Source organism: Corynebacterium intestinale (assembly GCF_023574125.1).
GTDB lineage: Bacteria > Actinomycetota > Actinomycetes > Mycobacteriales > Mycobacteriaceae > Corynebacterium > Corynebacterium hesseae.
On sequence record NZ_JAMKFF010000001.1, the window covers coordinates 354446 to 380316 of the forward strand.

Genomic DNA, 25871 nt, shown 5'->3' on the forward strand with positions numbered 1-25871 from the left:
CATGCTGTGTCCGGCAGCCCCGCTACACTAGTGACTCGTGAGTGATGCAGTAGATATCCAACGCGAATGGTCCGAGCTTGCCCAGGAAGTGCGCAAGCACCGCGAGCTGTACTACAACGGCGAGCCGGCGATCCCGGATGCGGACTTTGACGCCCTTTTCCAGCGCTTGCTGGCGCTGGAAGCGGAACACCCGGAGCTTCAAACTCCGGATTCGCCTACCCAGCAGGTCGGTGCAGCCCCGGAGGGCGCCGTTGACATCGAGCACCTGGAACGCCTGTACAGTTTGGACAACGTTTTTAGCGCTGACGAGTTGCAGGACTGGCTGGACCGCACCCCGGCAAAGGCCTATCTCACCGAGCTCAAGATTGACGGTTTGTCCATCGATTTGGTCTATCGTGACGGCAAGCTTGCCACGGCCGCCACGCGTGGTGATGGTCGCGTGGGTGAGGACATCACTGCTAATGCGCGTGTTATTCCCGATATCCCACGTGAGCTGACGGGCAGCGAAGAATACCCGGTTCCCTCCCTGGTAGAGGTCCGCGGCGAGGTGTACATGCGCCCGGATGAATTTGAGGAAATTAACTCCGCACGCCGCGAGGATGGCAAGCCGACCTTTGCCAATCCCCGTAACGCGGCGGCGGGCGGGTTGCGTATGAAGGACCCGGAGGACGTCAAGAAGCGCCGGCTCCACATGGTCTGCCACGGCATTGGCGCGCGCGAAGGATTCCAACCAGCCTCGCAACACGACGCCTACCAGGCCTTGGAAGCGTGGGGCTTCCCGGTTTCTCCCTATACCCAGCGGGTCACCACCGCCAAGGAGGTCCAGGAGCGCGTGACCTACTGGGAGGAACACCGCCACGATGCTTACTTCGAGATGGACGGTCTCGTCATCAAGGTCGACGACCTGGCCAGCCAGCGCTCCTTAGGCGCGACTTCACGTGCGCCACGTTGGGCCATCGCGTATAAGTACCCACCGGAGGAGGTCACCACCAAGCTGCTCAACATTGAGGTCGGTGTCGGTCGAACGGGACGCGTGACGCCTTTCGCCATCATGGAACCAGTCTTTGTCTCCGGCTCGACGGTTTCCATGGCCACCCTGCACAACCAGTTCGAGGTCAAGAACAAGAACGTCCTCATCGGGGACACCATTGTCATCCGCAAGGCCGGAGAGATCATCCCTGAGGTTCTCGGCCCCGTCCTAGACAAGCGCGATGGCAGCGAGACCGAATGGGTCTTCCCGGAGAACTGCCCTGCATGCGGCACGAAGCTGGCACCGCAGAAGGAAGGCGACCAGGACTGGCGCTGCCCGAATACCCGCAGCTGCCCAGCGCAGCTGGCGGCGCGTCTGGAGTATTTGGCCTCCCGCAAGGCGCTCGACATTGGTGAGCTGGGGGAGAAGGCTGCTGCGGATCTGATTTCCTCCGGAGTGCTCGTGGACGAGGCGGAGCTCTTTGATCTCGATGAAGACGCACTCCTCAAGTCCTCGGTCTACACCACCCAGAAGGGCGCGCTCAACGCCTCGGGCAAGAAGCTGCTGGAGAACCTCAAGTCCGCCCGCCAGGCTGAGTTCTGGCGAGTGCTCGTAGCGCTGTCCATCCGGCACGTTGGCCCCATTGCCGCACGTGCGTTAGCCACGCGGTTTGGCTCCATGGAGGCGCTGCGCGCAGCATCGGTGGAGGAGCTGGCGGATACCGATGGCGTGGGCGGCATCATCGCGGAATCCTTCAAGCAATGGTTTGAGGTGGACTGGCACGACAACATCGTGCAGAAGTGGACCGCCGCCGGGGTGACCATGGAGGAAGAATCCAGCGATAAGCCCGCGCAAACGCTGGAGGAAATCACCGTGGTGGTGACCGGAACCCTAGAGAACTACAGTCGCGATTCCGCCAAGGAAGCCATCATATCCCGTGGCGGCAAGGCCTCCGGGTCGGTGTCGAAGAAGACCAACTACGTCGTCGTAGGAGAAAACGCCGGTTCAAAGGAACAGAAGGCCCGCGACCTTGGCTTGACCATCTTGGATGAGGAGGGCTTCAACCGCCTCCTTGAAACGGGCGAGGCATGAAGCTAGCCGCCTTCGACCTGGACGGCACTATCTACTTTGATGGCCACATGCCCGAAGACGTGCCGGAGGCGATTGCCGGTTGGCGCGCTGCGGGCAACCTTGCTGTCGTGGCCACGGGCAAGTCTCCTCATTCTGCTCGGCGTGCACTAGAGCCTTTTGGCGTTGACTTTGACTACTACCTACTCTGCAACGGCACCGTCATCATGGATGGCTCTTATGAGTTGCTCTACGAAAACCATGTACCGCCCGAGGTGGTTCGTGCCGTGTATGAGCGGGTGCATGACACACCAAAGCTCGACCTCTATTGCACACGTTTGACAGGCCCGGACGGCTACCTCGTGCGCAACGTGGCGGGCGTGCACAACCCCATCATCAGTGAGCCCGTGCCGGTCCCGCCGTCACGCATTGAGGAAGAGGTCTTTCCGCTTGTTGCCGCCTGGACCCCGGGCAACCCAGACCTGCAGAGGAAGATCGCGCAGTGGGTCACGGAACGCTTTCCTGTTGGTACCGCGATGAACCGCAACTTCTTCGACATCATGCCGCCCGGCCACGACAAGGGCTTTGCCTTGACCTGGCTGCTTCGTCACCTGGAAATTGAGCGCTCTGACATTGAGCTCATCACCTTCGGGGACGGGCACAATGACCTGCCCATGCATGCGCTTGCCGACGTCTCCCTCACCTTCCCCTGGGCACAACCCGACATCCACAAGGCGTGCTCAGCGGTTGTGGACTCAGCCGTTGAAGGTCTAATACACTACGGTTCATGAAGATTGCGGCTTTAGACATGGATGGCACTGTTTACGTCAACGAAGACATAACAGAGGCCACACAAAAAGCCATCGCTGAGTGGCGTGCCGCAGGCAACTTGGCCGTCTCGGCGACGGGCAAGTCCATCGCCAATGCGCGCAACACACTCGAACCCTTCGGCGTGGAGCTGGACTACCACGTGCTCTACAACGGGACAGTCATCACCGGCGGCGACTATTCCATCCTGCACGAGGAGCATCTGCCGAGTGAGGTTGTGCAGTCCATTGTCGCTCGTTTCACCGGCCTGCCGTTGAATATCTACCTCACGGGGTTGACTGGTGCTGATCAGGTGGCGTGGGATGGCCTCGCAGGCCGGGAGTCCTCCATGGTGGCGAATGCGGAGGCGGTGGATCCGGGGGACGTCGCCAAGCGCAGCACTGTGTTGTTGTCCCTGTGGATCCCTGGCAACCCTGAGCTGCGCCGCGAGGTGGACGAGTGGGTCCGCGAGAATTGTGCCGTCGAATCATCCTTTAACTGCGATTTCTACGACATCATGCCACCTGGTCATAACAAGGGTGAGGGCTTGACGCGGTTGCTTGATCATCTCGGCCACGAAAAAGCTGAACTCTACACCTTCGGCGATAGCTTCAATGATCTCTCGATGCACTCTATCGCCACCGAGTCCTTCACGTTCCCGGGAACGCAGATCACCGAAGAGGTGGACCACGTGGTCCCCGATGTCGCCGCGGGACTCAACTCGTTGCTTGCCCGCTAAGTAAGAAACGCACCCAAGATGGCACCCAAGTCACCCAAGTGCTCAACTTCGGAGGCGAGGTAATCGGGTCCACCAACGCGGCCCATCACCACCACGTAGTTCGTTCCCACGAGGGGAGCAGCGGCCAGCGCGGATTCGATGAGCGTCCAGGATTCCGGAATCCACGTGTCCTTTTCAGGGTTGAGCACGCGAGCCGTTGTGATGTTGAGGTCGGTGGGGATCGAGCCGTCGTCGGCAGGCGCGGCGTCCGACGCGGCGATGCGGCTGATGTTCTCGTCGTTCGCGATGACAATGGCCCAATTGGACGTCAGCGCCTTGGGGATGGCGGCGCAGACTTCACTCATTGCGGCCGTCACGTTGCGTTGTGCGGCAACCTTGGCCAGCACGTGGATTTGCCCGCGGCGGTCAACGCGACCGCTGAAGGGGCGAATGGAGTCGACCTCGACTCCTTCCACGGTCTGTGCTGCCGTGATGATCTCATCCGCCATGGTGGACTGGGGGAGATCCAAGACGATGTCATCCATGACCGTACCGTCTGGGAAATTCTCCACAATGTCGACGGAGCGGATATTGGCCTCGATGCTGCCCATCGCGTTGGCAAGGAGGCCAAGGCTGCCGGGGGTGTCAGGGAGAAGGACACGGACGAGGTACGACATATCGTTCTTTCTGGGGAAGGTGAATAAGTAGGGAGGGAATATTTGGCTTTCTAACTCGATCGATGTTACCCAACCTGTCGAATACTATTCAATAGTATGAGCTTCACTTAGGGGAGGAGTGGTGGTGGCGCGGCAACAGCTGTGCAGTACCATGGGTGCTTAGCTATCAACCGTCTCAATGAATAAAAGGATGGAGTTCGCGTGTCTGATATTTCGCGTGACGAGGTCGCGCACTTGGCAAAGCTGTCGCGATTGGCCCTGAGCGAGGAAGAACTGAAGCAGTTCGCCGCGCAGATCGACGAAATCGTGGACTCGGTGTCCGCGGTGGGCAAGGTCGAGGCTGAAGGTGTGGAGCCAATGTCGCACCCGCACTCCGTACATGCTCCAATGCGTGAGGACGTTATTGTGCGCACCCTCACCGCCGAACAGGCCCTGGACCAAGCGCCGGCAGCTGAAGATGACCGCTTCATGGTTCCGCAGATTCTGGGTGGAGGAGACGAATAAGAATGGCACAATTCATTGCGCCCACCGAGGGCATTACCGCACTGACCGCCGCCGAGCTGGCTGAGAAGATTCACTCCCGTGAGCTCACCTCCCGCGAAGTTACTCAGGCATTCTTGGATCGCATCGCGGAGACCGATGGCGAGCTCAACGCCTTCCTCCATGTTGGCGCGGAGGAAGCACTGGCGGCTGCCGACGCCGTCGATAAGGCCCTCGACGCCGGCGAAGAACCCGCCTCTGCCTTGGCTGGCGTGCCGCTGGCGCTCAAGGATCTCCTCGTTACTACCGACGCCCCCACGACCGCCGCCTCCAAAATGCTGGAGGGCTGGGTGTCACCTTATGACGCCACGCTGGTGACCAAGCTGCGCGAGGCAGGTATCCCGATTCTGGGTAAGACGAACCTCGATGAGTTCGCGATGGGCTCCTCCAATGAGAACTCCGCCTACGGTCCAGCCCACAACCCCTACGACACAGAGCGCACTCCGGGCGGCTCCGGCGGCGGCACTGCTGCGGCTCTCGCCTCGGGCCAGGCTCCGCTGGGCATCGGTACTGACACTGGTGGCTCGATCCGCCAGCCTGCTGCACTGACCAACACCGTTGGTGTCAAGCCGACGTACGGCACGGTGTCGCGTTACGGCCTCATCGCAGCTGCAAGCTCTCTGGACCAGGCAGGTCCGACTGCCCGCACGGTCCTCGATACCGCACTGCTACACGAAATCATTGCCGGACACGATTCTTTTGATGCTACCTCCGTGGATAAGCCGGTTGCCCCGGTAGTCGCCGCCGCTAAGGAAGGCGCCAATGGCGACCTTTCCGGCGTCAAGGTTGGCCTGATCAAGCAATTCGAGCGCGACGGCTGGCAGCCGGGCGTGATGGAGGCCTACCACGCTGCGGTTGAGCAGTTGAAGAACCAGGGCGCGGAGATCGTCGAGGTTGATTGCCCGCACTTCGACGATGCACTGGCTGCGTACTACCTCATCATGCCGTGTGAGGTGTCCTCCAACCTGGCCCGCTTCGACGGCATGCGCTACGGCCTGCGCGTGGGCGATGACGGAACCCACTCTGCGGAAGAGGTTATGTCTCTGTCCCGCGCTGCTGGTTTCGGCCCTGAGGTTAAGCGCCGAATCATGCTGGGTACCTACGCGCTCTCCGTCGGATATTACGACGCCTACTACCTCCAAGCACAGCGTGTGCGCACCCTCATTGCACAGGACTTTGAGCACGCTTTCGAACAGGTCGATGTCCTTGTTTCCCCGACCACGCCGACCACAGCCTTCAAGCTGGGGGAGAAGGTTGAGGATCCGATGGAGATGTACAACTTCGACCTCTGCACCCTGCCGCTGAACCTTGCCGGCGTGTGCGGCATGTCTGTACCCTCCGGCTTGGCATCTGACACCAACCTGCCGACCGGCCTGCAGATCATGGCTCCGGCGTTCAAGGATGACCGCCTGTACAAGGTTGGTGCCGCCTACGAAGCAGGACGAAAGTAGCGCGCAGAACTGCACCTTGTAGTGCTCCTCGGCCGGTGACCTTTCACGGAAACGTGGGAGGCCGCCGGTCTTCGTCGTTTTATTCGACGGTGGGTGTGCTCTTGGGTTCCTTTCCTTTCGTTGTAGTGGTTGGGTTTCGTCGTTTGGGTCGACGATTCAGGTTTTAGAAGGGGATGTCCTCGCCGCTGTCGGTGTCGGTGTTGGTTTGGGTTTCGGCTTCGGTTTTGGCTTTGGCTTGTTGTTGTGCGTAGTCGTCGAGTTCTTGTTTGAGGTGTTGGGCTTGTTCGCGCACGCGTTTTCTGGTGGCGGTGATGTGTTGGGCTACGGTCTGTGCCCACCGTTTTTGCTTGGGTGCCAGGGGTCCTTCTGCTTCGTTGATGGTCCAGGTACCGTCAGCGAAAAGCCAGATAACATCCCCACTGTAGGGGTCCAGCAGGTATTTGAGGGTGCCATCGGTTTTCATGTTGTGATGGCCTTGGCATAAGCATGCCAGGTTTTTCGGATGTGTTGGCCCGCCTTCAGCCCAGTTATGTCGGTGGTCAAGCTGGGTAAGAAAGGCAGGTTGTTCACACCCGCCGACCCGGCAGGCCCCGTCGCGACCTTCGACATGCTTGCGCATGACAATACCTGGTTGGTAGCCGTCTGCTTCGTCGATGTCACCGGTTAGATCCCGGGCTTTATCATGCGGCATGGCTTCTTGGCGCCAGCCGAAGCCTTCAATGAAGGTTGGGGCATTGTCGATATCGCAGGCTTGGTAGGTGTGTAAGACTACGGTGGCTGGTGGTTGTATCTCGCCGCTTAAGAGTTTGATGACTGCTTCAGGAATCGTCAGGTCATGCTGGGCTGCGGTTTTATGAATGAAGGCATCGAGTTTAATGCCGGTGTCTTCTTCAACCTGGAGTTCCAGCCAGGCAGAGGTTCCGTTGGAGGAGAAGCGGTAGGTGTCTTTGGGGCGGGTGTCGCGATATGCGATGGAGTCATCCAGGGTTTTACAGATGTCGCGGACTTTACGCCTGATTTGGCTGCGGGTAGGAAAAGCCTGATTCGCCTTAGTGGGGGTGAAGAAGTCGGCCAGGATGGTGTCGATGAAATCCAGGGTTTCATCCGTCAGGGCTGTCAGGGCCGACATGGGTTGGTCAATAGCAATCAAGGACTCGATGTCGAGCAGGCAGTGGGTGTCTTGTATGGCTTTGACTTTCGGCAGGCTATCAAGCCGGTGGATGGCACGCAGTCCGGATTTAATGTGACCTTCCGGAAGTGACCAGGCCGCCACTAAAGATAGGGCGGTGGTGTTGATATCGGCTTGCAGGCTGGGCATAGCAGCAACCCAGGTGTCATAGATGGCACGGCGGGCTTTAGCGCGAGCAACCGCGTGTGGATTATTCGGATTGGTTGTTGAGAAGAAAAAGGTAGGTGGGCGTGTGACAGTGGTGGTCATGGAAGTCTCCCCCGAGACAGATACTATTTTAGAAGCTGTGTTCTAACAATGATTCTACCGACCCTCACCGCACACAGCTATAGCCTGCGATGAATTCACGTCAAGTCGTTACTACAAACGGGGGTAGCCACCACGGGTTAGCTAGGCCGTTCGATCCTCAATCAGTAGCGGTGACTGGGGGCAAAACGGTTAATGCCCCGCGCGCATTGTTGGTGGCACGTGGGGCGTGGGGATCTACTGGGCGTCGGAAAGCGCGTAGGCAGAGCCAGCGCTTGCGGCGGTGACGGCCAGGACTGCCGGCCAGGAGCCAATCTTCTTAGCCAGCGGGTGAGAGAGGCCAAACGCGCCGGTGTATAGAGCGGCAAGGCTAGCCGTAGTGGCAGGGTTCGTCTTAGCCCACCAGCTGCGTCCGGCCCAGACGCCAGCGGCTGCGAGTACAACGCCGCCTAGCGGGCGGATTCCAGTTTCCCGAGCTGTGAGCCAACCGCCAATGAGACCCAGAGAGACGGTCGCGGCCGTCGATACGTCCTGTGGTTTCTTGATGTCAATCATTCCCATGCGCTTCAGTTTAGGCCGCCTGCATGGGCGGTGGCTAGACTTCCCTCCATGAATCACGCAGCAACGCACACTTCAGAAAAGCAAGCTTGGCTCGCCATGGTGGCGCTGTCACTCGGCTTCTTCATGTCGTTGCTCGACCAATCCATGATTGCCGTTGCGCTTCCCGACGTCCGTCGTGAGTTCAACGCCGACGTCAATCAGGTGCTGTGGGTCTCCGCCATCTATTTGCTCGCCGTGGTCGTGCCGCTCCTGTTTACTGGAAGGCTAGGGGATATTTACGGGCAGAAGCGAATGTTTCAGCTCGGAAACGGACTCTTTGGCCTTGGTGCACTGCTTTGTGCGCTGGCACCATCCGTAGAATTTCTCATCGCCGCACGTGCCCTGCAGGGGCTAGGTGCCTCCATTCAGATGCCCCAGACCATGGCGGTGATCAACCGAATTTTCCCTCGTGAGCGGCGCGGCCGTGCGCTGGGTGCCTGGGGCGTGGTGGGTTCGCTGGCCACTCTTGCTGGACCGCTAGTGGGAGGCTTCGTCGTAGCCGCGTTTGGGTGGCAGGCGGTCTTTTGGATCCACATTCCCATTGTCATTGCAGCGATTGTGCTTTCCGGCCTGTGGGTGCCTGCCTTGCCGACGGCGACCGGAAGGATTGATTTCGTGTCGGTAGGGGCGTCGTTTGTCGCGTTGGCCTGCTTCGTCTTTGCGGTGCAACAAGGGCCAGAGACTGGCTGGCCGTGGTGGATTTGGGCCCTCCTCGTCGCCGGAATTGTCGGCATGGCTATCTTCGTGCGCCTGCAATCATCCCGTGGGGCGGCAGCGCTCGTTCCGCTTGGGTTGTTTAAGGACCGTAACTACTCCGTGGGCACGGTGGCCATCGTGTCCATGGGCTTTATGGCTGCGTCGATGATGATTCCGATCATGATGTGGTTGCAGGTCGAGCAGGGTTTATCGGCGGGAGATGCCGGAATGATCGTCACGCCGATGGCTCTGGTTTCTTTGTGCGTGTCACCGCTAGCGGGCATTTTGGCAGATAGGCTGCATCCGCGACTATTAGCGCTCACGGGATTCAGCATTTTGATTGCCACTTTCGCAGTGCTGTGGTTCCTCATGCACGCGGGTGTTTCGGGGTGGTGGCTGAGCCTGCCATGTGCGGCCTTGGGGGCGGGACAGTCCTTTATTTGGGGATCCAATGCCGCGACGACGATGCGCGATATTGATGCACATCTCATGGGAGCTGCTTCCGGTGTCTATAACACATCGCGACAGGTGGGTTCGGTGATTGGTGTGGCCGGCGTATCAGCAGTCATGCAGGTCGCCGGCGCGGCGGACTCGCTGGTCGCTATCGCTGCGATCCTTTTCGTCGGGTGTATTGCTTCGCTCTTCTTCCGGGATACCCTGCACGCTGGTGTGGAGACTGCGAGCCAATAGGGAAGCGAGTAGATTGGATGTCATGCGTCTTGCTGTACTGACATCCGGTGGTGATTGCCCCGGTCTGAATGCTGTTATCCGCGCGGTCGTTCGCACCGCATCCAACGAGTTCGGCGATACGGTCGTCGGCTACGAGGACGGCTGGGTTGGTCTGATGGAAGACCGACGCCGTGACCTTTATGACGACGCTGAAATTGACCGCATCCTCCTTCGCGGCGGAACCATCCTTGGTACTGGCCGCCTCCACCCAGATAAGTTCAAGGCTGGGCTGGACACCATCAAGGCCAATATGGCCGATGCTGAGGTTGATGCGCTCGTCGCCATTGGCGGCGAGGGAACTCTCAAGGGTGCTAAGTGGCTTTCTGACAACGGTATCCCAGTTGTCGGCGTTCCAAAGACCATCGATAACGACGTCAATGCAACGGACTACACCTTCGGTTTCGACACGGCCGTGTCCGTGGCCACCGATGCGATTGACCGCCTTCACACCACTGCTGAGTCCCACAACCGCATCCTCATCGTGGAGGTCATGGGCCGCCACGTTGGGTGGATTGCGCTGCATGCAGGCATGGCCGGCGGCGCGCACTACACGGTGATCCCCGAGGTCCCATTCGATATCGCAGATATCACCAAGGCGATGGAACGCCGCTTCCAGATGGGTGAGAAGTATGGCATCATCTGCGTCGCCGAAGGCGCACTTCCCAAGGAAGGCACCATGGACTTCGAAGCGGGCGGTGTCGATCAGTTTGGTCACCAGACCTTCAACGGAATTGGCCAGGTCATCGGTGATGAGATCAAGAAGCGCACCGGTTACGACGTGCGCACGACGGTCCTCGGCCACATCCAGCGCGGCGGCACGCCGACGGCGTATGACCGCGTCCTGGCAACCCGTTACGGCACCCACGCCGCCCGTGCCGCGCACAATGGTCAGTCCGGAATGTGCGTCGCCCTCCACGGTGAAAACATCGACCTCGTCCCGCTCGAGGATGCCGTGGGCAAGCTGAAGGTGGTTCCGGCAAAGCGCTATGCCAACGCGCAAGCCCTCTTCGGTTAAACGCCGCGACAAGGCCGCCCATAGTTAATAAAGGTTTCGATGACAAGCGTATTAGCTTTCCTTGCTGAGCAGCCGGTCCTGTTGGTGTTTTTGCTGATTGGCATCGGCATGGCGCTCGGCGGCATCAAAACCCGGGGAATTAGCTTAGGGGCGGCCGCCGTTCTCTTCCTTGGTATTGCTTTTTCGGCCGCCGCCTCCGCCGTTGGTGTGGAGGCCTCCGTACCTCCCATTCTGGGAATGCTCGGGTTGGTGCTCTTTGCCTTTGGCATTGGCAATAATTCTGGGGTGTCCTTCTTTAAGTCGCTGAAAACCGCGACGGGCCCAGTGCTGTCGATGATTGGAGTCTTCATCGTCGCGGCGCTTGCCGCGTGGGGGTTGGGCACTTATGTCTTTGGGCTATCGAATGCCACCATCGCGGGTACTTTTGCCGGCGCTGTGACGAATACCCCCGCGTTGGCGGCGGCGTCGGAAGCTACGGGTGATCCCGGCGCAGCAACCGTGGGCTACGCGGTTTCTTACTTATTCGGCGTCATCGGCATGCTCGCGGCCACGGTGCTCGTGCTTCGCGACGCCGGGAATGACGACGACACCCTGTCACCCGTCACGCGCCAGCACATGCAGATTTTGAGAGAAATCGCGGTGGCAGAGATTGCAGACATCGGCAACGGGGAAGTGCAAGTGACCCGCCTGCGGCGCGTCGGCAGCAATGATATCGTCCTGCCGAAGTTTTTCGATGTGTTGCACCCAGGTGATGTGGTCACGCTCGTCGGTGCCCCGGAAGATCTGGACAATATCATTGAGCGCGCTGGCCGTGAATCCCCGCAGATCCTCAACGATGACCGCCACGAGCTAGACTTTCGTCGCATTACTATCTCCGAGCACAGCTTGGCTGGCCTGACTATTGCGGAGCTGAACAACCAGCTGTCTGACCGGTGGGGCGCGCGCATTTCGCGCGTTCGCCGTGCGGACAACGATCAGGTTGCTATCCCCGAACACATCGTGGAGCTGGGAGATCGCGTGCGCGTCGTGGGCTCAAAGAAGTCGCTGCGCGAGATCTCAAACTTTCTTGGGGATTCTTCGCAAGGCCTAACCGATATCAACCCCGTATCCCTCGGCCTCGGCTTGGCCCTTGGCATCTTTGTAGGGCATATCGATATCCCGCTTCTGGGCGGAACTTCCTTCAACCTCGGTGCTGCCGCCGGCGTTCTCATCGTCGCGTTGGTCATGGCGCGGATTGGGCGAATCGGCAATACAGTGACCGCATTGCCGCACTCAGCCAATACGATTCTTTCCGAGCTCGGCCTGTTGCTCTTCTTGGCCCAAGCCGGAACGAATGCGGGCGGGGAGATCGCCGGTGCCTTTACAGGCGGCGCGTGGTGGAAGATTCTTCTCCTTGGCATCATCATTACAACGCTGGTTGCATTCGGGTTTGCCTTTGTGATGCGCCGATTCCTGCGCGTCGGCGCTACAAAGACGGCGGGTGCTATGGCCGGAGCTCAGACTCAACCGGCAGTTCTCGCTTTTGTGAATAATCGGACGAGCACTGATCAGCGTGTGTCCTTGGGCTATGCCATGGTGTATCCGGCAGCGATGATCGCCAAAATTCTTATTACGCACGGCATCACCTTGTTGGGTTAGGCGGTTGCGCACGGTGACGCGTTAACATACTAAGATGGCACGCATGACTGCTGCGATGTATGACCTGATGGACTACGACGAGGTCCTGGAAAAGTTCGAACCCGTAATGGGCATGGAAGTTCACGTGGAGCTCAATACGGAAACCAAGATGTTCTCCACCTCGCCCACGAACTTCAACGCAGCCCCCAATTCCAACGTGGACCCGGTTTCGCTGGGTCTGCCCGGAGCATTGCCGGTAGTGAATTCTAAGGGCGTGGAAGGCGCCATCAAGATCGGTCTGGCGCTGAACTGCAAGATTGCGGAATCGTCGCGCTTTGCCCGCAAGAATTACTTCTACCCGGATCAGCCGAAGAACTATCAGATCTCTCAGTATGATGAGCCGATTGCATACGACGGCTACCTCGACGTCGTCCTCGATGACGGCACCGAGTGGCGCGTAGAAATTGAGCGCGCCCACATGGAAGAGGACACCGGAAAGCTCACCCACTTGGGCGGTGCCGACGGCCGCATCCATGGCGCGACCTCCTCGCTGGTGGATTGCAACCGCGCGGGCATCCCGCTCATCGAGATTGTGACCAAGCCGATTATTGGCGCCGGCGAGCGTGCCCCCGAGGTTGCCCGCGCCTATGTGTCCGCACTGCGCGAGCTCGTCGCGGCGCTGGGGGTCTCCGATGCCCGCATGGATCAGGGTTCGATGCGCGTGGATTCCAACGTGTCGCTGCGCCCGGTGGGCCAGGAAGAGTTCGGCACCCGCACCGAAACCAAGAACATCAACTCCCTGCGCTCCGTCGAGCAGGCGGTGCGCTTTGAGATGCAGCGCCAGGCGCAGGTGCTTGTCGACGGTGGCGAGATCGTCCAAGAAACCCGCCACTATCAGGAAGCGGATGGCTCCACCTCGAAGGGCCGCCCGAAGGAGACCGCGGAGGACTACCGCTACTTCAACGACCCGGACCTGCCGCCGGTGATTGTCTCCCGCGAGTGGGTTGAGGAAATCCGCCAGACCCTGCCAGAGATGCCGTGGATTCGCCGCGCCCGCATCCAAGAGGAGTGGGGCCTCAAGGACGAGGAGATGCGCGATCTGGTCAACGCCGGCGCCTTGGATCTCATCATCGAAACCGTGGAAGCCGGAACCAGCCCGGATGAGGCCCGCTCTTGGTGGGTTTCTTACCTGACCGGTAAAGCTAATGAGGCGAGCGTTGAGCTGAGCGCCCTCGACATCACCCCGGCTCAGGTCGCGCGCGTGGTCGAGCTGGTCAAGGAAGGCAAGCTGACCACCAAGCTTGCTCGCAAGGCGGTTGACGGCGTCCTCGAAGGCGAGGGGGATGTCGACGAGGTCGTCGCCAAGCGCGGGCTCGAGGTCGTGCGCGATGACGGCGCAATCGAGAAGGCCGTTGATGATGCCCTGGCTGCGAACCCGGACATCGTAGAGAAGTACAAGGCCGGCAACAAGAAGGTCACCGGCGCCATCGTTGGCGCGGTCATGAAGGCCACCCAGGGTAAGGCTGACCCGGGGCAGGTCAACAAGCTGATTGCGAAGAAGCTCTCCTAATTGGTATAAATTTCCATTAGGCGAGGTCAGGCGGCTGCGGGGTACCGTGGTCGCCATGACTATTTCTACTAAAGCACTCCAAAAGACAGGCCCAAACGAACCTTTCAAGGTTGTGACCATCCAGCGTCGTGACCCGCGCGTCGATGACGTCGTCATCGACATCAAGGCCGCGGGCATCTGCCACTCGGACATCCACACCATCCGCAATGAGTGGGGTGAGGCGCACTTCCCGCTGACCGTGGGCCATGAGATCGCCGGCGTGGTTTCCGCCGTGGGGGAGGACGTCACCAAGTTCCAAGTGGGCGATCGCGTCGGCGTCGGCTGCCTAGTGAACTCTTGTGGCGAATGCGAGCAGTGCCAAGCTGGAATGGAGCAGAACTGCCTTAATGGTGGTGTGGGCACCTATAATTCCACCGACGTCGACGGAACGATCACCCAAGGTGGTTATGCGGAGAAGGTCGTGGTGAACCAGGATTTCGTCCTGCGTATTCCGGATGCCCTTGACTTCGATGTCGCCGCGCCCTTGCTGTGTGCCGGCATTACCACCTACTCTCCGCTGGCTCGCTGGGACGTCAAGGAAGGGCAGAAGGTGGCCGTCGTGGGCCTCGGCGGTTTGGGGCACATGGGCGTGCAGATTGCCGCTGCCAAGGGCGCGGATGTCACTGTCATCTCGCGCACCTCGCGCAAGGCTGAGGAGGCCGCGAAGCTCGGCGCGAACCGTACGCTCGCCACCACCGAAGAAGAGGACTTTTTCAAAAACCACCGCGGGGAGTTCGACTTCATCCTCTCCACGATTTCCGCCGAGTACAGCCTCGAGGACTACCTGCGGATGCTTAAGCCGCGCGGCATCATGTCTGTCGTGGGGCTGCCGCCGGAGGCCCTTCCATTGCGCCTCAACCGCCTAGTAGGCGGCGGCAAGGTGCTCACCGGCAACAACATCGGCGGCATCGCCGAAACCCAGGAAATGCTGGATTTTTGTGCCGAGCACGGCCTGGGAGCGGTCATTGAGAAGGTGGGCGTCGATGACGTCGATGCCGCCTATGAGCGCGTCGTTGCGGGTGATGTGAAGTTCCGATTCGTCATTGATACCGCTACGTTTGCCGAGCATTAAGAGGTGAGCCGCCTCATGCTTTAGCGGCCATTGGAGCAAGCTCTCTACGGCCGCACACATGTTTTCCTGTCATGATGGAGTACCGTGGTAGTAGTGTGCCGCCGTACTCCATCAAAGGTATGGCGCGTTTTTATGCGCTAGCTATAAAGCATAAAGAGAAGAAACTAGAAAACAGATAGGAAAACGTGTCTTATAAAAACGTCGTAGGCATCGCTTTGTCCTTCATTGGCTTGCTCGTGGGTGCGGGCTTTGCCACGGGACAGGAAGTTGTCCAGTACTTTACGTCCTTCGGTATTTCCGGCATGTGGGGAATCCTGGTTGCCGGTTTGGTGATGACGCTCGCCGGTACAGTCTTTCTTCAACTAGGAAGCTACTTCCACGCCAGCGAACACAACCAAGTCTTCCGCAACATTACCCACCCGATCATCTCGCGCATTCTTGATGTTGCGGTGATTCTCACGCTGTTTGCGGTGGGCTTTGTCATGCTGGCAGGTGCTGGCTCCAACATGGAGCAGCAGTTCGGTTGGCCTGCCTGGGTAGGTTCGTTGCTCATGCTCGTGCTTGTCATGGTTACGGGTATGTTCGACGTAGACAAGGTCTCCCAAGTTATCGGCCTTTTGACCCCGACCATCATCATCGCCGTTCTTTTCGTGGGCACCTATACCTTGCTGCACATGCCGGAGAGCGTTGATGCGGCGATTAGCGCCTCTGAAGCGATTGAGTCCCCGATCTCGAATTGGTTGGTCTCCGCGCTGAACTACAACGGCCTCGCCCTCATTCTGGCTGTATCGATGTCCTTGGTGATCGGTGGCGATAACATCAGCCCGCGCGAGGCCGGCGTTGGTGGCATCGTAGGCGGCGCGGTGTACGCGGTGCTCATGGGTATCGCTGGTTTCTCCTTGCTGATGAACGCGGAGAATGTGGGAGATTCAGATATTCCGATGCTGACCCTAGTGGACAACGTTCACCCAGTCCTTGGCGTTATCATGGCAGTCATCATCTACCTGATGATCTTCAACACGGCCATCGGCATGTTCTATGCGCTGGGTAAGCGTTTGTCCTCCGGCAACGAGTCCAAGTACTGCATCATCTTTATCGCCGGCTGCCTTGCAGGTTTCGCGGTTTCCTTCGCCGGCTTCAAGGCGCTCATGCAGTATGTGTACCCGGTTCTGGGCTACATGGGCATCGTCCTCGTCGTCATCCTGGTGGTTGGATGGCTGCGCTCCCTGGGCAAGATCAAGGATGAAGGCTTGCGCCGCGAGCGCATCCGCGCCCTGCTTCACCTGAAGCTGCACCCCGATTCGGAATATGACGCAGCGCGTTACGACGATGAGATTGGTCAGCAGATCGCCGATTCCAACATGGATGATGAAGCCCTCTTTGAGGATCTCGTCTCCGATGTGGTCGATGAGCTGGATTCGGACGAGGAGCTCGACTTCGACAAGGAAGAGTGGGAAGAAAACCGCAACGATCACTCCTATTACACCGAGCGCGACGCCGTGGAGCAGGACCGCAGCGACGAAGAGATCAAGGCCTGGGTGGAAGAAACCGGCGCGGTGGGAGACCCCGCCGAGGATGAGGACCTCCCCGAGGAATCACAGAAGAACTAGTGGAGCAAGAGCTTCGCTGTTAGCGCAAACATGACGCAGCCGATGACGATGTTGACGACGCGCCACGTCGTAGGCTTGTCCAGCACGTGGGAGAGCTTGTAGGCGCCAAAGCCCAAGGAGGGGAACCACACTGCGCTGGCCATGATGGCGCCGGTTGCAAACACCCAGCGCTGGTCGCCGTACTGGTTTGCAATGGAGCCCAGCATGACCAGCGCGTCGACGTAGGCCAAGGGGTTGAGCCACGTCAGCGCCAATGCGCCAAGGACAGGCCTGACCCAGGATTTCGAGCGCATGCGGGGGCGGATCTTCGTAAGCACTGAGTTCCCCGGTGTCCCAGAGGAACCCGAATTCTCATCAACCACTTGGGCCACCGGTGCGGTTTCCTCAATGACAAGCGCTTCCTGTTCCTTCTTGAAGGCATCGCGGAAGCACGTGAAGCCGAAGTAGATGAGGTAGGCCGCGCCGAGGTACTTCACCACGACGAGCGCGGTGGGGAAGCGCTCCACAAGGACGCCGACGCCGGCGGTGCCGCCGGTGATCAGGATGACGTCGGAAAGCAAGCATGCCAACAGGATGGGTCCGACATGGTCGCGTTTAATACCCATCTTGATGATGTAGGCATTCTGCGGTCCGATGGCGATGATGAGGGACAGGCCCAGCGCAAATCCTGCGAGCAATACTGACATGGCTTCTAGTGTGCGTATATCGACATATGAAGTCCAGTTAAATGTTCTACATCTGGTTTAATATTGCTTCATGAACCCGCTGCATACCGAAACACTGCTGGCCATTATCGATGAAGGTTCCTTCGAGGGTGCCGCGGCTGTGTTGGGAATCACTCCCTCGGCCGTGAGCCAGCGCATCAAGGCACTGGAGGTGTCGACGGGCCGAATACTCCTGCGCCGCGGGACCCCCGTCACCGTGACTGAGGCGGGGGAGATCGTTGCCCAAGCCGCGCGGCGCATGGCACTGGTCCAGGCGGAAGCGGATGCGCGGCTTACCGAGCGGTTGTCCCGCGTGCCACTGACCGTTGCCATCAACTCGGATTCCCTGGCCACGTGGTTTCGTCCTGTAATCCAGCGCACCGCCGAGCGCGGTGCGGCGGCGCTGCGCATCCGCATCGAAGATGAGGCCCGCACGCTCGCAATGCTGCGCCGCGGTGACGTTCTGGGAGCTGTGACACGCGAGCAAACACCGGTCTCCGGCTGCGAATCCACGTACCTCGGTACCATGCGCTACTTTGCCGTCGCCGCGCCGGAGCTGGCGGAGACCTTTGAGGACTGGGAGACGCTGCCCATCGTGGGTTTCGGGCCGAACGACGCCACCTTGGATGACGCCATGCGTGAGCGCTTCATCGACTCCCACGTCCTGCGCGCACGGGTATCTCAGATTCCCTCCTCGGAGTCCTATGTGGAGGCCGTGCGCTATGGTTTGGGCTGGGGCTTGGTACCGCGCCTGCAGGCCCAGCCATTGCTGGAGTCCGGGGAGCTGGTGCTTCTCGACGACTTCCCGCTCGACATCGACCTCTACTGGCAGCGCTGGCGGCTGGAGTCGGAGTTGCTTGCTGACCTCACAGAAGACGTCTTAAACGCTGGCCATGCGGTTTTAGCTTCGCGCCGCGCCGGTAAAGATGCACCATAAGGGTGCTGTGCTGCCTTAAGTTGGAGGTATGAGCGATAAAACTCCTGATAAAGCCACCGACTTTGATGACGATATCCCGACCTACACGGGTAAGGACTCCGTGAAGGACAGCACGCCCGCGGAAACTGCGACCGAAAAGCCGAAGAAGAGCAGCCTCTTCCAGCGCCCGGGGCGCGCCGAGCCGCAGGTGATCAAGCCAAAGAAGGCTGAAGAGTCCGCCGTTGAGGCCGAACCCGAGGCGAAGACCGAAACCTTTGAAAGCACCTCCAAGGAATCCCTGTCTTTCGACAGCTCTGCCGCTGATACTGAAACTGAAACTACTGCTTTCCCACGCGCGGAGGCGACGGCAGGAACCGATACGGAAACGACTGCAATGCCGGCGGCTGAGGCTGATGAAGAGCCCAGCGCCGTTGCCGTGGCTGACCCTGCGGCTGAGCCAGTCACCGCAACCGAGGCGGAGGCCGTAGAAGAAAAGCACCCGTCGGCCCGCCGCGGCACCATTGACTATGGTCTGCTTTTCGTGCGCCTGGCGCTCAGCGTTTACCTGCTCGTGGCGGGTGCTTCGACCTTCTTCAAGCTCGGCGGCAACGAGGGGCTGTCAGGCTTGGAGAACGAGTTCAGTGAGTACACCATGGCGGCGGCCTTGGCCATCGGCGTGCCCACCGTTCAGCTCATTGCCGGTGCCTTCCTGCTTCTGGGTCTAGTTACACCGCTGGCGGCCATGTTCGGCCTCATCGTCACAGGCTTCTCCGCTATTCACGGCCTCAACGCCTCCGGTGCCGGATTGGATGTCTTTGCCTGGAATGAGAGCGTCTGGCTGGGTCTGGTGCTCTTTGTTATCGCGGTGGCCCTGCAGTTCACCGGTCCGGGATTCATCTCCCTTGACTTCAATCGCTCCTGGACCCGCCGCCCACTGGCAACCTCGTGGGTCTTCATCGTCATCGGCGTTGCCGCGTTCGTGGCTATCTGGTGGTTTGGCGCTGGCGTTAACCCGTTGAGCTAAGAGTTTTAGCGCCTACTTAAGCTCCCAGCCTGCAGTTATACACCAACTGTTGTTGTTTTCCATTGCGTAAAGTAAGTTGGTTTCCGTGATGGAAAACAATGACTTTGGTGCCGCAGGAGGGGAGCTTTAGTTTTGTCCGATCAGGATGTTCGAGAAGCACTCGCATTTGAGGAGCAACAACAGCTAGCCGCGGCGAAGCGGCCGCCTATCTGGCTGAGCTTGCTCGCATCGGCTGCTTACGGCGCGTGGTTTGCCTACATGTGGATCAAGGATGACGTCCATCCTCTCGTTCTTGTTGGTGGACTGCTTCTTGTACTCGGGCTCTTGGTGAGTCTTGCCTTCTTTTACCGCACGGGGGTGCGGGATTCGATGCGTCAGAAGGTTGATCCGCACGCCTCCAGGAATGTGACCTGGCGCTTCTACGCAGGATTGGGGTTTATGATGCTGCCGGCACTGTTCAATCCCTTTGTTGAAGGGCACGTTATTGCCTCGTGCATCGCAGGTGTGCTGTGCAGTTTGTCGGTCTTTTGGACGTTGCACACCGGTGCGCTGAATAGGATGCCGCGATGAGTGAGCTCGATCCGATAATCCACCCGCTCAACCGCTTTAAAATTTGCGCCACGCTCAATGCCTTCGGGGCCACGCAGGGTGGGGAGGTAAACCGTGAGATGAAATTCGCCGTGTTGCGCGACCGCACGGAGCTTTCCGACGCCTCCCTGTCCAAGCAGCTCGGAGCGCTAGAACAAGCCGGCTACGTGACTCGCTTCCGCGAATACGGCACCAGCCGCGCTAAGGACTCGGTGTGGGTCGCCTTGACTGAGCAAGGCAAGATCGCCTTCGACGGTCACTTGGCAGCACTCAAGGATTTAGCTGAGGGTTGAGTTGGGCGCATGGTATGGCGTCGCTGAGGTGCCAATGTTGCCAAAGTTTTCCCGCCCGCCGCAGGCGGTTTCAAGTGGTGGATGCATCACTTGAATAGTTCTTGGATTTTCTCTTCTGGTGTGTACCAGTTGAGGACTTTTCTGGGGCGCCCGTTGAGTAGGTCTTGAATGTGTTGAACGCCCTTATCGGTCAGGGTACTAAAGTCGCTTCCTTTGGGTAGGAAGTCTCGGACTAGCCCGTTGGTGTTTTCGTTGGTAGGACGCTGCCAGGGTGAGTGTGGATCGCAGAAGTAGACTGCGAGCTCAGGTTCGATGCTCAGCCTGTCTACTTGGGCTAGTTCCACACCTTGGTCCCAGGTCAGTGTTTTGGTGATGTTGCGTATTTTTTCCGGTAAACATCTCGATTAACTTATCGATAGTCGTGGCGGAATCATGCACATCAAGCAGCGAGCCCATATGACTACTTGTTCAAGCCGGTTAGAATCCAAGCACTACCCGGATTATCCAGAGAAAAACTGAGAGCAACTGTCGTTGACTCCATGGTTAAAGAAGGCGGACTTGATGGAGAACACAGATCGAGAGCCTTTCGAGAGAACTTCACCCATTGTTCGCTGTCGCCCTTTCCTCTAAGAAAGAGGAAGTTTTCTTGATCGGAGAAGCCGTGTTCTGGAACAGGGGGATCATCAGCCATAAGTGTTTCTTTGACTGTTTGATACGGAGTGTATGGGCACACGAGCGAAAACTCAGTCCATTCTGGTCCGTAGAGTTCCTCCAGTGTGATGGACTCAGTAACGGGGGTTGCATGTCCCGATCGTCCTAGGGACGCGAGATGAGAAGCCAATGGGTCATCAAAACTACAAGAGGAGAGTAATAGGGAGACAATACTAGTGAACCCTATCCGTGCCATCATGCGTCTCATTAACATAACCCCCTTCTCGTTCCTATCCTAGGAAAGTGTAGATAGCAGTCCAATGCTAGCCCAGAGGGCGCACTGGTTCAGAGCAGAAGTGAAGTGCCCCGATTTTTGTTCCTAGGGGCAGGGCTCAGCAGCCAAGGGGAAGGTGACCACTTCGTGTTCAACCCCTCGATGACAAAGGCCCGCAACTGCGGGTTGGTATCGAGTTTACGGGGTTTAGGCCTGGCTAAACGGTCTACAGCACGGTTTTGCGCCACGAGGGCATCGTAGCCATGCTCAGTCATCCCACGGGCGATTTCCCTGCTAATCGTCGACTGATTCCGGCCAAGCTGGGCTGCAATCTCACGATGAGAATGGCCCTACTTCAGCAGATAGGCCATCGCTATTCGGTTATGGCGGATAAGACGTTTTCCGCGTCCTACCTTCGATTCGGATTCGGTGGGATGATCATTGAGCACCAAACGCCCAGACATGCGATTATGGTGCCACGTTTTCACAGTGTCAGCGCAGTGATCAACTACCTGGCCGACTTCCTTATAGCTTTTGCCAGCATTAACAAGTTTCAAAGCTTTAGCAATGCGATCCCGCTCAATTTGTATGGCTCCACCGCGACTGTTGGCGAGTTCAATACCGTCTCGCGCAAGGTATCGGTAAGCGGTCTGTGGGAAACCTGTCTCTTTCAGTGCGCTATACGCAGACTGGCCGCTTTCTACAAGAGCAATGATCTTTTGGTATTGATCTTTGTACTTATCCTCATTCAGGCTCCGACGGCGCTTGCCACGGCTAAGGCCCTCAGCCTGGCGCCACACCTTCGCCGTAGCCTTCGAGCCCCCCAACTCCTTGAGGATCACCGACATCGGACGCGCATCATGCAGATACGCCTGCACATACCGCTCACGTAGCTTTCTATCGCCTAACATCTACACAACCTCCTAGCTGTATAGATGCATTCACCACCTGAGCCCGCCGCAGGCGCGGCGCATAACTTTGGCAGAACGGGCAGTTTTGCGTTTCGGGGCTTAGGTGGTTTGGGCCGCAGCGAGTGCAACATGGGGCTTGTCGGATTGAGTGCCCTTAACCTTGAGGCAGATGGCGTAGAGAATCCAGCTGAGGAGTGCTAGCCACACGAAGTCATCGACCAAGAACTTCTGATACAGCGGCATCGCGTGGACATCGATGCTGTCACCAAACCACCACTTCGGCGGAACGGTGAGCAGCATGCCCGCCCAGACGGCCAGTACAGCCAGCAAGCTGCCAGCGACCCAGGTGGAATTGCGCCAGGACCATGCGCGGTAGACCAGAAGCGGGACGATGAGGGACAGCCACACCCAGTGGTGGGACCACGAAACGGGGGAGATGAGCAGCATGGTTGTGGCGGTGGTGAGGTGGGCGTCGACAAGCAGGCCGCGCCGCATCTGCGCCAGGATGAGGGCTGAGCCGAGCCCGATGACTGTGAGCGCCGCGAGAAGCCACAGCACGTTGATGAGCATGCCGTGGTTATCCATGGCCTCCTGGGAGGTGAAGAGTCGCTGGATGACACCCTTGAGCGAGGAATTGGACTGATAGTCCGTGGCCACACCGAAGTCTACGCCCTTGCCCATATCGAGAAGCTTCGAGGTGAAGAACTCGACGAAGGCTTCCCAGCGGTAGGCCGCGGCCAGCAAGGTGGCCACAACGGCGGAGGCGAAGGCCGTGAGGATCGGCTTCCACTCGCGGCGCAGCAGGAAGTAGAGCAGCATGGCCAAGGGGGTGATCTTGATGGCCGCCGCGAGACCGATCAGCCAGCCTTGCGGGAGCTTGCGCTTGCGGGGGACGAGATCGAAGATGACCAGCGCCATGATGACGATGTTGATTTGCGCAAAACCGTTGTTGAGGCGGATGGGTTCAAAGAACATGGCAGCAGCCCACGCGATAGTCACGGTGGGCCACAGGTGAGGCACCTTGAGTGCACGGAAGATCGCGTAGAGGCAGGCGAAGATCAGCGCATCCGAGAGGACGATCATGATATCGCCCGCAAGGGCGTCGCTCATCCAGTCAAAGGCTGTCAGCGGCACCATGACCAGTGCCCCGAAGGGCGGGTAGATAAAGGGGAGTGCCAAATCCCCAGCGTACATGGGCTCCGAGTAGACCGAGCGGCCCTCCATGAAGGCGCGGACGCCCTCACGGTAAATGATCATGTCCACAGGGTAGTCCGTGTGGAGAACATGGCGTATGACGCCCACCAGGCCAATGATGAGCCCGGCGGCGGTCAGGAGTGTGCGCCTTGCGGCGTTAGTGGCGAAATTCATCGCCCCATACTCTAATTGACGTAACCATCCACCACGCGCACCGCACCACGGTCAGCGGACGTGGCCATGTTGGCATAGGCACGCAGGGCCTTGGTGACCGGGCGGTTGCGGTCCTTCGGCGTCCAGGGCTTCTCGCGTTGCTCCTCGGTGGCGCGGCGGCGTTCCAAGACTTCTTCGTCTACATCGAGAGTGAGCTGGCGCTCGCGGATGTTGATGGTGATGGGGTCACCGTTTTCCACTAGGCCGATGAGGCCGCCGTGGGCAGCCTCGGGGGAGATGTGTCCGATGGACAGGCCGGAGGTGCCGCCAGAGAAGCGGCCATCGGTAATCAAGGCGCAGGCCTTGCCCAAACCGGAACCCTTGAGGAAGGAGGTCGGGTGCAGCATCTCCTGCATGCCGGGACCGCCCGCGGGGCCCTCGTAGCGGATGACGATGACATCGCCAGGCTGGACCTCCTTTTTCAGGATGATGGACACGGCCTCTTCCTGGGATTCCACCACGCGGGCTGGGCCGGTAAAGGTCCACAGTTCCTCTTCAACGCCGGCGGCCTTGACGATGGCTCCGTTGGGGGCGAGGTTGCCGCGCAGGACAACGAGGCCGCCGTCGGAGGAGAAGGCATGCTCGGCGTCGTGGATGCAGCCATTGGAAGCGTCAGTATCCAGCTCATCCCAGCGGTTGGACTGGCTGAATGGCTCGGTGGTGCGCACGCCGCCGGGCGCAGCAAAGAAAAGCTCGCGGGCAGCGTCGGTAGCCTTGCCGCCGCGGATATCCCAATCATCGAGCCACTCCTCGGCGTTGTCGTAGAGCGCGGTGTGGACTTTGAGGTTCAAGTGGCCGGCGCGGCGCAGTTCTCCCAGGATGGCGGGGATGCCGCCGGCGCGGTGCACGTCCTCGATGTGGTAGGTGCCGTTGGGCGCCACCTTGGACAAACAGGGCACGCGGTAGGAAATCTCGTTGATGTCCTCCAGCGTGAAGTCCACCTCGCCCTCCTGTGCGGCGGCCAGCGTGTGGAGGATGGTGTTGGTGGAGCCACCCATGGCCATGTCCAGTGCCATGGCGTTGGTGAAAGCTTCCTTGGTTGCAATCGAGCGGGGGAGGACAGCGTCGTCTTCTTCGCCGTAGTAGCGCTGGCACATCTCGACGATGGTGCGGCCGGCTTGTTCGAAGAGCTCGCGGCGTGCGCTGTGGGTAGCCAGCGTGGTTCCGTTGCCTGGAAGAGCCAAGCCGAGCGCCTCAGTGAGACAGTTCATGGAGTTGGCGGTAAACATGCCGGAGCAGGAGCCACAGGTGGGGCAGGCGGATTCCTCCACCTGGGCCAGGCCTTCGTCGGAGACGGCATCGCTTGCCGACGCCGTGATCGCCGTAATCAGATCCGTCGGCGCGTGCGCCACGCCATCGACAACAACGGCCTTGCCGGCCTCCATCGGGCCGCCGGAGACGAAGATGGTGGGGATATTGAGGCGCAGGGCCGCGTTCAACATACCCGGGGTGATCTTGTCGCAGTTGGAGATGCACACTAGGGCGTCGGCAGTGTGGGCGTTGACCATGTACTCGATGGAATCGGAGATGATTTCGCGTGAAGGCAGGGAGTACAGCATGCCGCCGTGGCCCATGGCGATGCCATCGTCGACGGCAATGGTGTTGAATTCCTTGGGCACACCGCCGGCTTCGCGCACGGCATCGGCCACGATGTCACCGACGTTCTTGAGGTGGACGTGGCCGGGGACGAACTGGGTAAAGGAGTTGGCAATAGCGACGATTGGCTTGCCAAAGTCACTCTCCTTGGAGCCGGTAGCGCGCCATAGTGCGCGCGCACCGGATGCCTGGCGGCCAACAGTCGTGACTTTGGAGCGGAGCGGGTACATGGTTAATCCTTTAATTCGGGGTGTTTCTTGAGGTACTCGGCGTATTCCTCCTTGGTGAGGAGGACTTGCTGGCCATCGCGGTGGACGATGATGACCTTGTCGTCGGCGGCGTTGCGGCCTGCAGTCAATGCGTCGGGGATGCGCCCATTGGAAGCGGCGGCAAGGCGGGGGAGGGAGTTGAAGGTCACTCCCGGCAGGTTGAAGTTGTTGCCGCTTGTGGTGCGGGCGTAGGCCCGCGAGCGCTGGAAGCCGATTCCCTTGAAGTTGCCCCACTCGATGTTCTTGGGGCCGCGGAAGCCATAGGTGATGTGGATGCCCTTGCCGTCGACGGTGGTGCGTGCGCGTAGAACCCACCAGATGGCCAGCACTGGGAAGATGAGTACCCAGAAGAGGTACTTCGGGGCCCAGCCAATGCTGAGAAATGCAATGGCGGCGAGGATGCCAATGCCGAGGAGGTGTTCGCGGGTGGGCTTGAACGTTTCGGCCGTGGGGTGTTCGGCACGAGTTGATGCGTTCTGCGGATGTGAGGACGTCATAGTGGGCCATCGTAATTGACTGTGCGGCGCGGTGGCGAACCGCCCCACCTGTGCAATCTCGCAAAATGAGAAAAAGATCCCAAAAATGGGGGTAAATGCCAGCGGTGGTGTTTCTATCAGTGTACAG

Annotated in this window: 25 protein-coding genes and 1 pseudogene; 15 read left to right on the forward strand and 11 right to left on the reverse strand. The window is 59.4% G+C overall.

Features of this window, described 5'->3' with window-relative positions; genetic code table 11:
- Positions 1–37: 37 nt before the first annotated feature.
- Genes ligA through M5J06_RS01635 form a run of 3 tightly spaced genes read left to right on the forward strand, consistent with a single transcriptional unit; the run spans position 38 to position 3584 of the window.
- A complete protein-coding gene (gene ligA / locus M5J06_RS01625; RefSeq protein ID WP_250223797.1) occupies positions 38–2062 on the forward strand; it encodes an NAD-dependent DNA ligase LigA in 2025 nt (674 codons plus the stop codon).
- Complete coding sequence (locus tag M5J06_RS01630; protein ID WP_154737051.1) at positions 2059–2829, forward strand: HAD family hydrolase; 771 nt, start codon at positions 2059–2061, stop codon at positions 2827–2829. Before ligA ends, M5J06_RS01630 begins: the two co-directional genes overlap by 4 nt.
- Positions 2826–3584, forward strand: coding sequence for an HAD family hydrolase (locus M5J06_RS01635; RefSeq protein ID WP_250223798.1), 759 nt, complete (start codon positions 2826–2828; stop codon positions 3582–3584). The genes M5J06_RS01630 and M5J06_RS01635 overlap by 4 nt, the downstream gene beginning before the upstream one ends.
- Here the strand turns inward: M5J06_RS01635 and M5J06_RS01640 are convergent.
- Positions 3581–4240: an ACT domain-containing protein gene (locus M5J06_RS01640; protein ID WP_070525255.1), complete on the reverse strand. Its 660-nt coding sequence runs from the start codon at positions 4238–4240 to the stop codon at positions 3581–3583. The genes M5J06_RS01635 and M5J06_RS01640 overlap by 4 nt on opposite strands.
- A 201-nt stretch (positions 4241–4441) precedes the next feature.
- On the opposite strand from M5J06_RS01640, the gene gatC reads away from it, so the two are divergent.
- Positions 4442–4744, forward strand: coding sequence for an Asp-tRNA(Asn)/Glu-tRNA(Gln) amidotransferase subunit GatC (gene gatC / locus M5J06_RS01645; protein WP_070525257.1), 303 nt, complete (start codon positions 4442–4444; stop codon positions 4742–4744).
- A 2-nt stretch (positions 4745–4746) separates the two neighbouring features.
- The gene (gene gatA / locus M5J06_RS01650) at positions 4747–6231 is read left to right on the forward strand and encodes an Asp-tRNA(Asn)/Glu-tRNA(Gln) amidotransferase subunit GatA (RefSeq protein ID WP_250223799.1); all 1485 of its coding nucleotides are present in this window, start codon (positions 4747–4749) and stop codon (positions 6229–6231) included.
- A 163-nt stretch (positions 6232–6394) separates the two neighbouring features.
- Here the strand turns inward: gatA and M5J06_RS01655 are convergent, their stop codons facing one another.
- A complete protein-coding gene (locus tag M5J06_RS01655; protein WP_250223800.1) occupies positions 6395–7669 on the reverse strand; it encodes an HNH endonuclease signature motif containing protein in 1275 nt (424 codons plus the stop codon).
- Positions 7670–7903: 234 nt separating this feature from the next.
- Entirely contained in the window at positions 7904–8227 is a 324-nt protein-coding gene (locus tag M5J06_RS01660; protein ID WP_250223801.1) for a hypothetical protein, read from the reverse strand.
- 48 nt (positions 8228–8275) lie between these two features.
- On the opposite strand from M5J06_RS01660, the gene M5J06_RS01665 reads away from it, so the two are divergent.
- The 6 genes from M5J06_RS01665 to M5J06_RS01690 all read left to right on the forward strand — a co-directional run bounded on the left by M5J06_RS01665 (position 8276) and on the right by M5J06_RS01690 (position 16614).
- Positions 8276–9652, forward strand: coding sequence for an MFS transporter (locus M5J06_RS01665; protein ID WP_250223802.1), 1377 nt, complete (start codon positions 8276–8278; stop codon positions 9650–9652).
- A gap of 22 nt (positions 9653–9674) precedes the next feature.
- Complete coding sequence (locus tag M5J06_RS01670; RefSeq protein WP_070524457.1) at positions 9675–10706, forward strand: ATP-dependent 6-phosphofructokinase; 1032 nt, start codon at positions 9675–9677, stop codon at positions 10704–10706.
- 39 nt (positions 10707–10745) lie between these two features.
- Entirely contained in the window at positions 10746–12344 is a 1599-nt protein-coding gene (locus tag M5J06_RS01675) for an aspartate:alanine exchanger family transporter (RefSeq protein WP_250223803.1), read from the forward strand.
- Positions 12345–12387: 43 nt separating this feature from the next.
- Positions 12388–13893 carry an Asp-tRNA(Asn)/Glu-tRNA(Gln) amidotransferase subunit GatB gene (gatB, locus tag M5J06_RS01680; RefSeq protein WP_250223922.1) on the forward strand — a complete coding sequence of 502 codons (1506 nt, stop codon included), beginning with the start codon at positions 12388–12390 and terminating at the stop codon, positions 13891–13893.
- Positions 13894–13948: 55 nt separating this feature from the next.
- Positions 13949–15004: an NAD(P)-dependent alcohol dehydrogenase gene (locus M5J06_RS01685; RefSeq protein ID WP_250223804.1), complete on the forward strand. Its 1056-nt coding sequence runs from the start codon at positions 13949–13951 to the stop codon at positions 15002–15004.
- 185 nt (positions 15005–15189) lie between these two features.
- A complete protein-coding gene (locus M5J06_RS01690; protein WP_250223805.1) occupies positions 15190–16614 on the forward strand; it encodes a YkvI family membrane protein in 1425 nt (474 codons plus the stop codon).
- On the opposite strand, the gene M5J06_RS01695 is transcribed toward M5J06_RS01690, so the two are convergent.
- Complete coding sequence (locus tag M5J06_RS01695; protein ID WP_250223806.1) at positions 16611–17300, reverse strand: LysE/ArgO family amino acid transporter; 690 nt, start codon at positions 17298–17300, stop codon at positions 16611–16613. The genes M5J06_RS01690 and M5J06_RS01695 overlap by 4 nt on opposite strands.
- Before the next feature lie 70 nt (positions 17301–17370).
- Between M5J06_RS01695 and M5J06_RS01700 the strand changes: the two genes are divergently transcribed.
- The 4 genes from M5J06_RS01700 (at position 17371) to M5J06_RS01715 (ending at position 20139) form a co-directional block, all read left to right on the forward strand.
- Complete coding sequence (locus M5J06_RS01700) at positions 17371–18255, forward strand: LysR family transcriptional regulator ArgP (protein ID WP_070524444.1); 885 nt, start codon at positions 17371–17373, stop codon at positions 18253–18255.
- Between the two features lie 28 nt (positions 18256–18283).
- Positions 18284–19258, forward strand: a complete 975-nt coding sequence (locus tag M5J06_RS01705) for a DoxX family protein (protein ID WP_250223807.1) — start codon at positions 18284–18286, stop codon at positions 19256–19258.
- Between the two features lie 132 nt (positions 19259–19390).
- Positions 19391–19828 carry a hypothetical protein gene (locus M5J06_RS01710; protein ID WP_070564297.1) on the forward strand — a complete coding sequence of 146 codons (438 nt, stop codon included), beginning with the start codon at positions 19391–19393 and terminating at the stop codon, positions 19826–19828.
- On the forward strand, positions 19825–20139 hold the full coding sequence (locus tag M5J06_RS01715) for a transcriptional regulator (protein WP_070564300.1): 315 nt from the start codon (positions 19825–19827) through the stop codon (positions 20137–20139). The genes M5J06_RS01710 and M5J06_RS01715 overlap by 4 nt, the downstream gene beginning before the upstream one ends.
- A gap of 86 nt (positions 20140–20225) precedes the next feature.
- Here M5J06_RS01715 and M5J06_RS12425 read toward each other — a convergent pair whose 3' ends face one another.
- The 7 genes and pseudogenes from M5J06_RS12425 to M5J06_RS01740 all read right to left on the reverse strand — a co-directional run bounded on the left by M5J06_RS12425 (position 20226) and on the right by M5J06_RS01740 (position 25744).
- Positions 20226–20522: an IS30 family transposase gene (locus M5J06_RS12425; protein ID WP_144676010.1), complete on the reverse strand. Its 297-nt coding sequence runs from the start codon at positions 20520–20522 to the stop codon at positions 20226–20228.
- A 77-nt stretch (positions 20523–20599) separates the two neighbouring features.
- Positions 20600–20830, reverse strand: a complete 231-nt coding sequence (locus tag M5J06_RS01720; RefSeq protein WP_250223808.1) for a hypothetical protein — start codon at positions 20828–20830, stop codon at positions 20600–20602.
- Positions 20831–21135: 305 nt separating this feature from the next.
- Positions 21136–21405: pseudogene (locus M5J06_RS12430) on the reverse strand (hypothetical protein); the annotation flags it as partial.
- 9 nt (positions 21406–21414) lie between these two features.
- A complete protein-coding gene (locus M5J06_RS01725; RefSeq protein WP_250223809.1) occupies positions 21415–21975 on the reverse strand; it encodes a hypothetical protein in 561 nt (186 codons plus the stop codon).
- Between the two features lie 99 nt (positions 21976–22074).
- Positions 22075–23343 (reverse strand): glycosyltransferase family 87 protein, encoded by a 1269-nt coding sequence (locus M5J06_RS01730; protein WP_250223810.1) that lies wholly within the window; start codon positions 23341–23343, stop codon positions 22075–22077.
- An 11-nt stretch (positions 23344–23354) separates the two neighbouring features.
- Complete coding sequence (ilvD, locus tag M5J06_RS01735) at positions 23355–25208, reverse strand: dihydroxy-acid dehydratase (protein WP_250223811.1); 1854 nt, start codon at positions 25206–25208, stop codon at positions 23355–23357.
- Between the two features lie 2 nt (positions 25209–25210).
- Positions 25211–25744 (reverse strand): PH domain-containing protein, encoded by a 534-nt coding sequence (locus tag M5J06_RS01740; RefSeq protein ID WP_070533040.1) that lies wholly within the window; start codon positions 25742–25744, stop codon positions 25211–25213.
- Positions 25745–25871: the final 127 nt, after the last annotated feature.

Coding starts and splice junctions, on each gene's coding strand:
- M5J06_RS01630 (WP_154737051.1), top strand. CDS start 2,059: ATGAAGCTAGCCGCCTTCGACCTGGACGGCACTATCTACTTTGATGGC.
- M5J06_RS01635 (WP_250223798.1), top strand. CDS start 2,826: ATGAAGATTGCGGCTTTAGACATGGATGGCACTGTTTACGTCAACGAA.
- M5J06_RS01640 (WP_070525255.1), bottom strand. CDS start 4,240: ATGTCGTACCTCGTCCGTGTCCTTCTCCCTGACACCCCCGGCAGCCTT.
- gatA (WP_250223799.1), top strand. CDS start 4,747: ATGGCACAATTCATTGCGCCCACCGAGGGCATTACCGCACTGACCGCC.
- M5J06_RS01655 (WP_250223800.1), bottom strand. CDS start 7,669: ATGACCACCACTGTCACACGCCCACCTACCTTTTTCTTCTCAACAACC.
- M5J06_RS01660 (WP_250223801.1), bottom strand. CDS start 8,227: ATGGGAATGATTGACATCAAGAAACCACAGGACGTATCGACGGCCGCG.
- M5J06_RS01665 (WP_250223802.1), top strand. CDS start 8,276: ATGAATCACGCAGCAACGCACACTTCAGAAAAGCAAGCTTGGCTCGCC.
- M5J06_RS01670 (WP_070524457.1), top strand. CDS start 9,675: ATGCGTCTTGCTGTACTGACATCCGGTGGTGATTGCCCCGGTCTGAAT.
- M5J06_RS01675 (WP_250223803.1), top strand. CDS start 10,746: ATGACAAGCGTATTAGCTTTCCTTGCTGAGCAGCCGGTCCTGTTGGTG.
- gatB (WP_250223922.1), top strand. CDS start 12,388: ATGACTGCTGCGATGTATGACCTGATGGACTACGACGAGGTCCTGGAA.
- M5J06_RS01685 (WP_250223804.1), top strand. CDS start 13,949: ATGACTATTTCTACTAAAGCACTCCAAAAGACAGGCCCAAACGAACCT.
- M5J06_RS01695 (WP_250223806.1), bottom strand. CDS start 17,300: ATGTCAGTATTGCTCGCAGGATTTGCGCTGGGCCTGTCCCTCATCATC.
- M5J06_RS01700 (WP_070524444.1), top strand. CDS start 17,371: ATGAACCCGCTGCATACCGAAACACTGCTGGCCATTATCGATGAAGGT.
- M5J06_RS01705 (WP_250223807.1), top strand. CDS start 18,284: ATGAGCGATAAAACTCCTGATAAAGCCACCGACTTTGATGACGATATC.
- M5J06_RS01715 (WP_070564300.1), top strand. CDS start 19,825: ATGAGTGAGCTCGATCCGATAATCCACCCGCTCAACCGCTTTAAAATT.
- M5J06_RS01720 (WP_250223808.1), bottom strand. CDS start 20,830: ATGGCTGATGATCCCCCTGTTCCAGAACACGGCTTCTCCGATCAAGAA.
- M5J06_RS01725 (WP_250223809.1), bottom strand. CDS start 21,975: ATGTTAGGCGATAGAAAGCTACGTGAGCGGTATGTGCAGGCGTATCTG.
- M5J06_RS01730 (WP_250223810.1), bottom strand. CDS start 23,343: ATGAATTTCGCCACTAACGCCGCAAGGCGCACACTCCTGACCGCCGCC.
- ilvD (WP_250223811.1), bottom strand. CDS start 25,208: ATGTACCCGCTCCGCTCCAAAGTCACGACTGTTGGCCGCCAGGCATCC.
- M5J06_RS01740 (WP_070533040.1), bottom strand. CDS start 25,744: ATGACGTCCTCACATCCGCAGAACGCATCAACTCGTGCCGAACACCCC.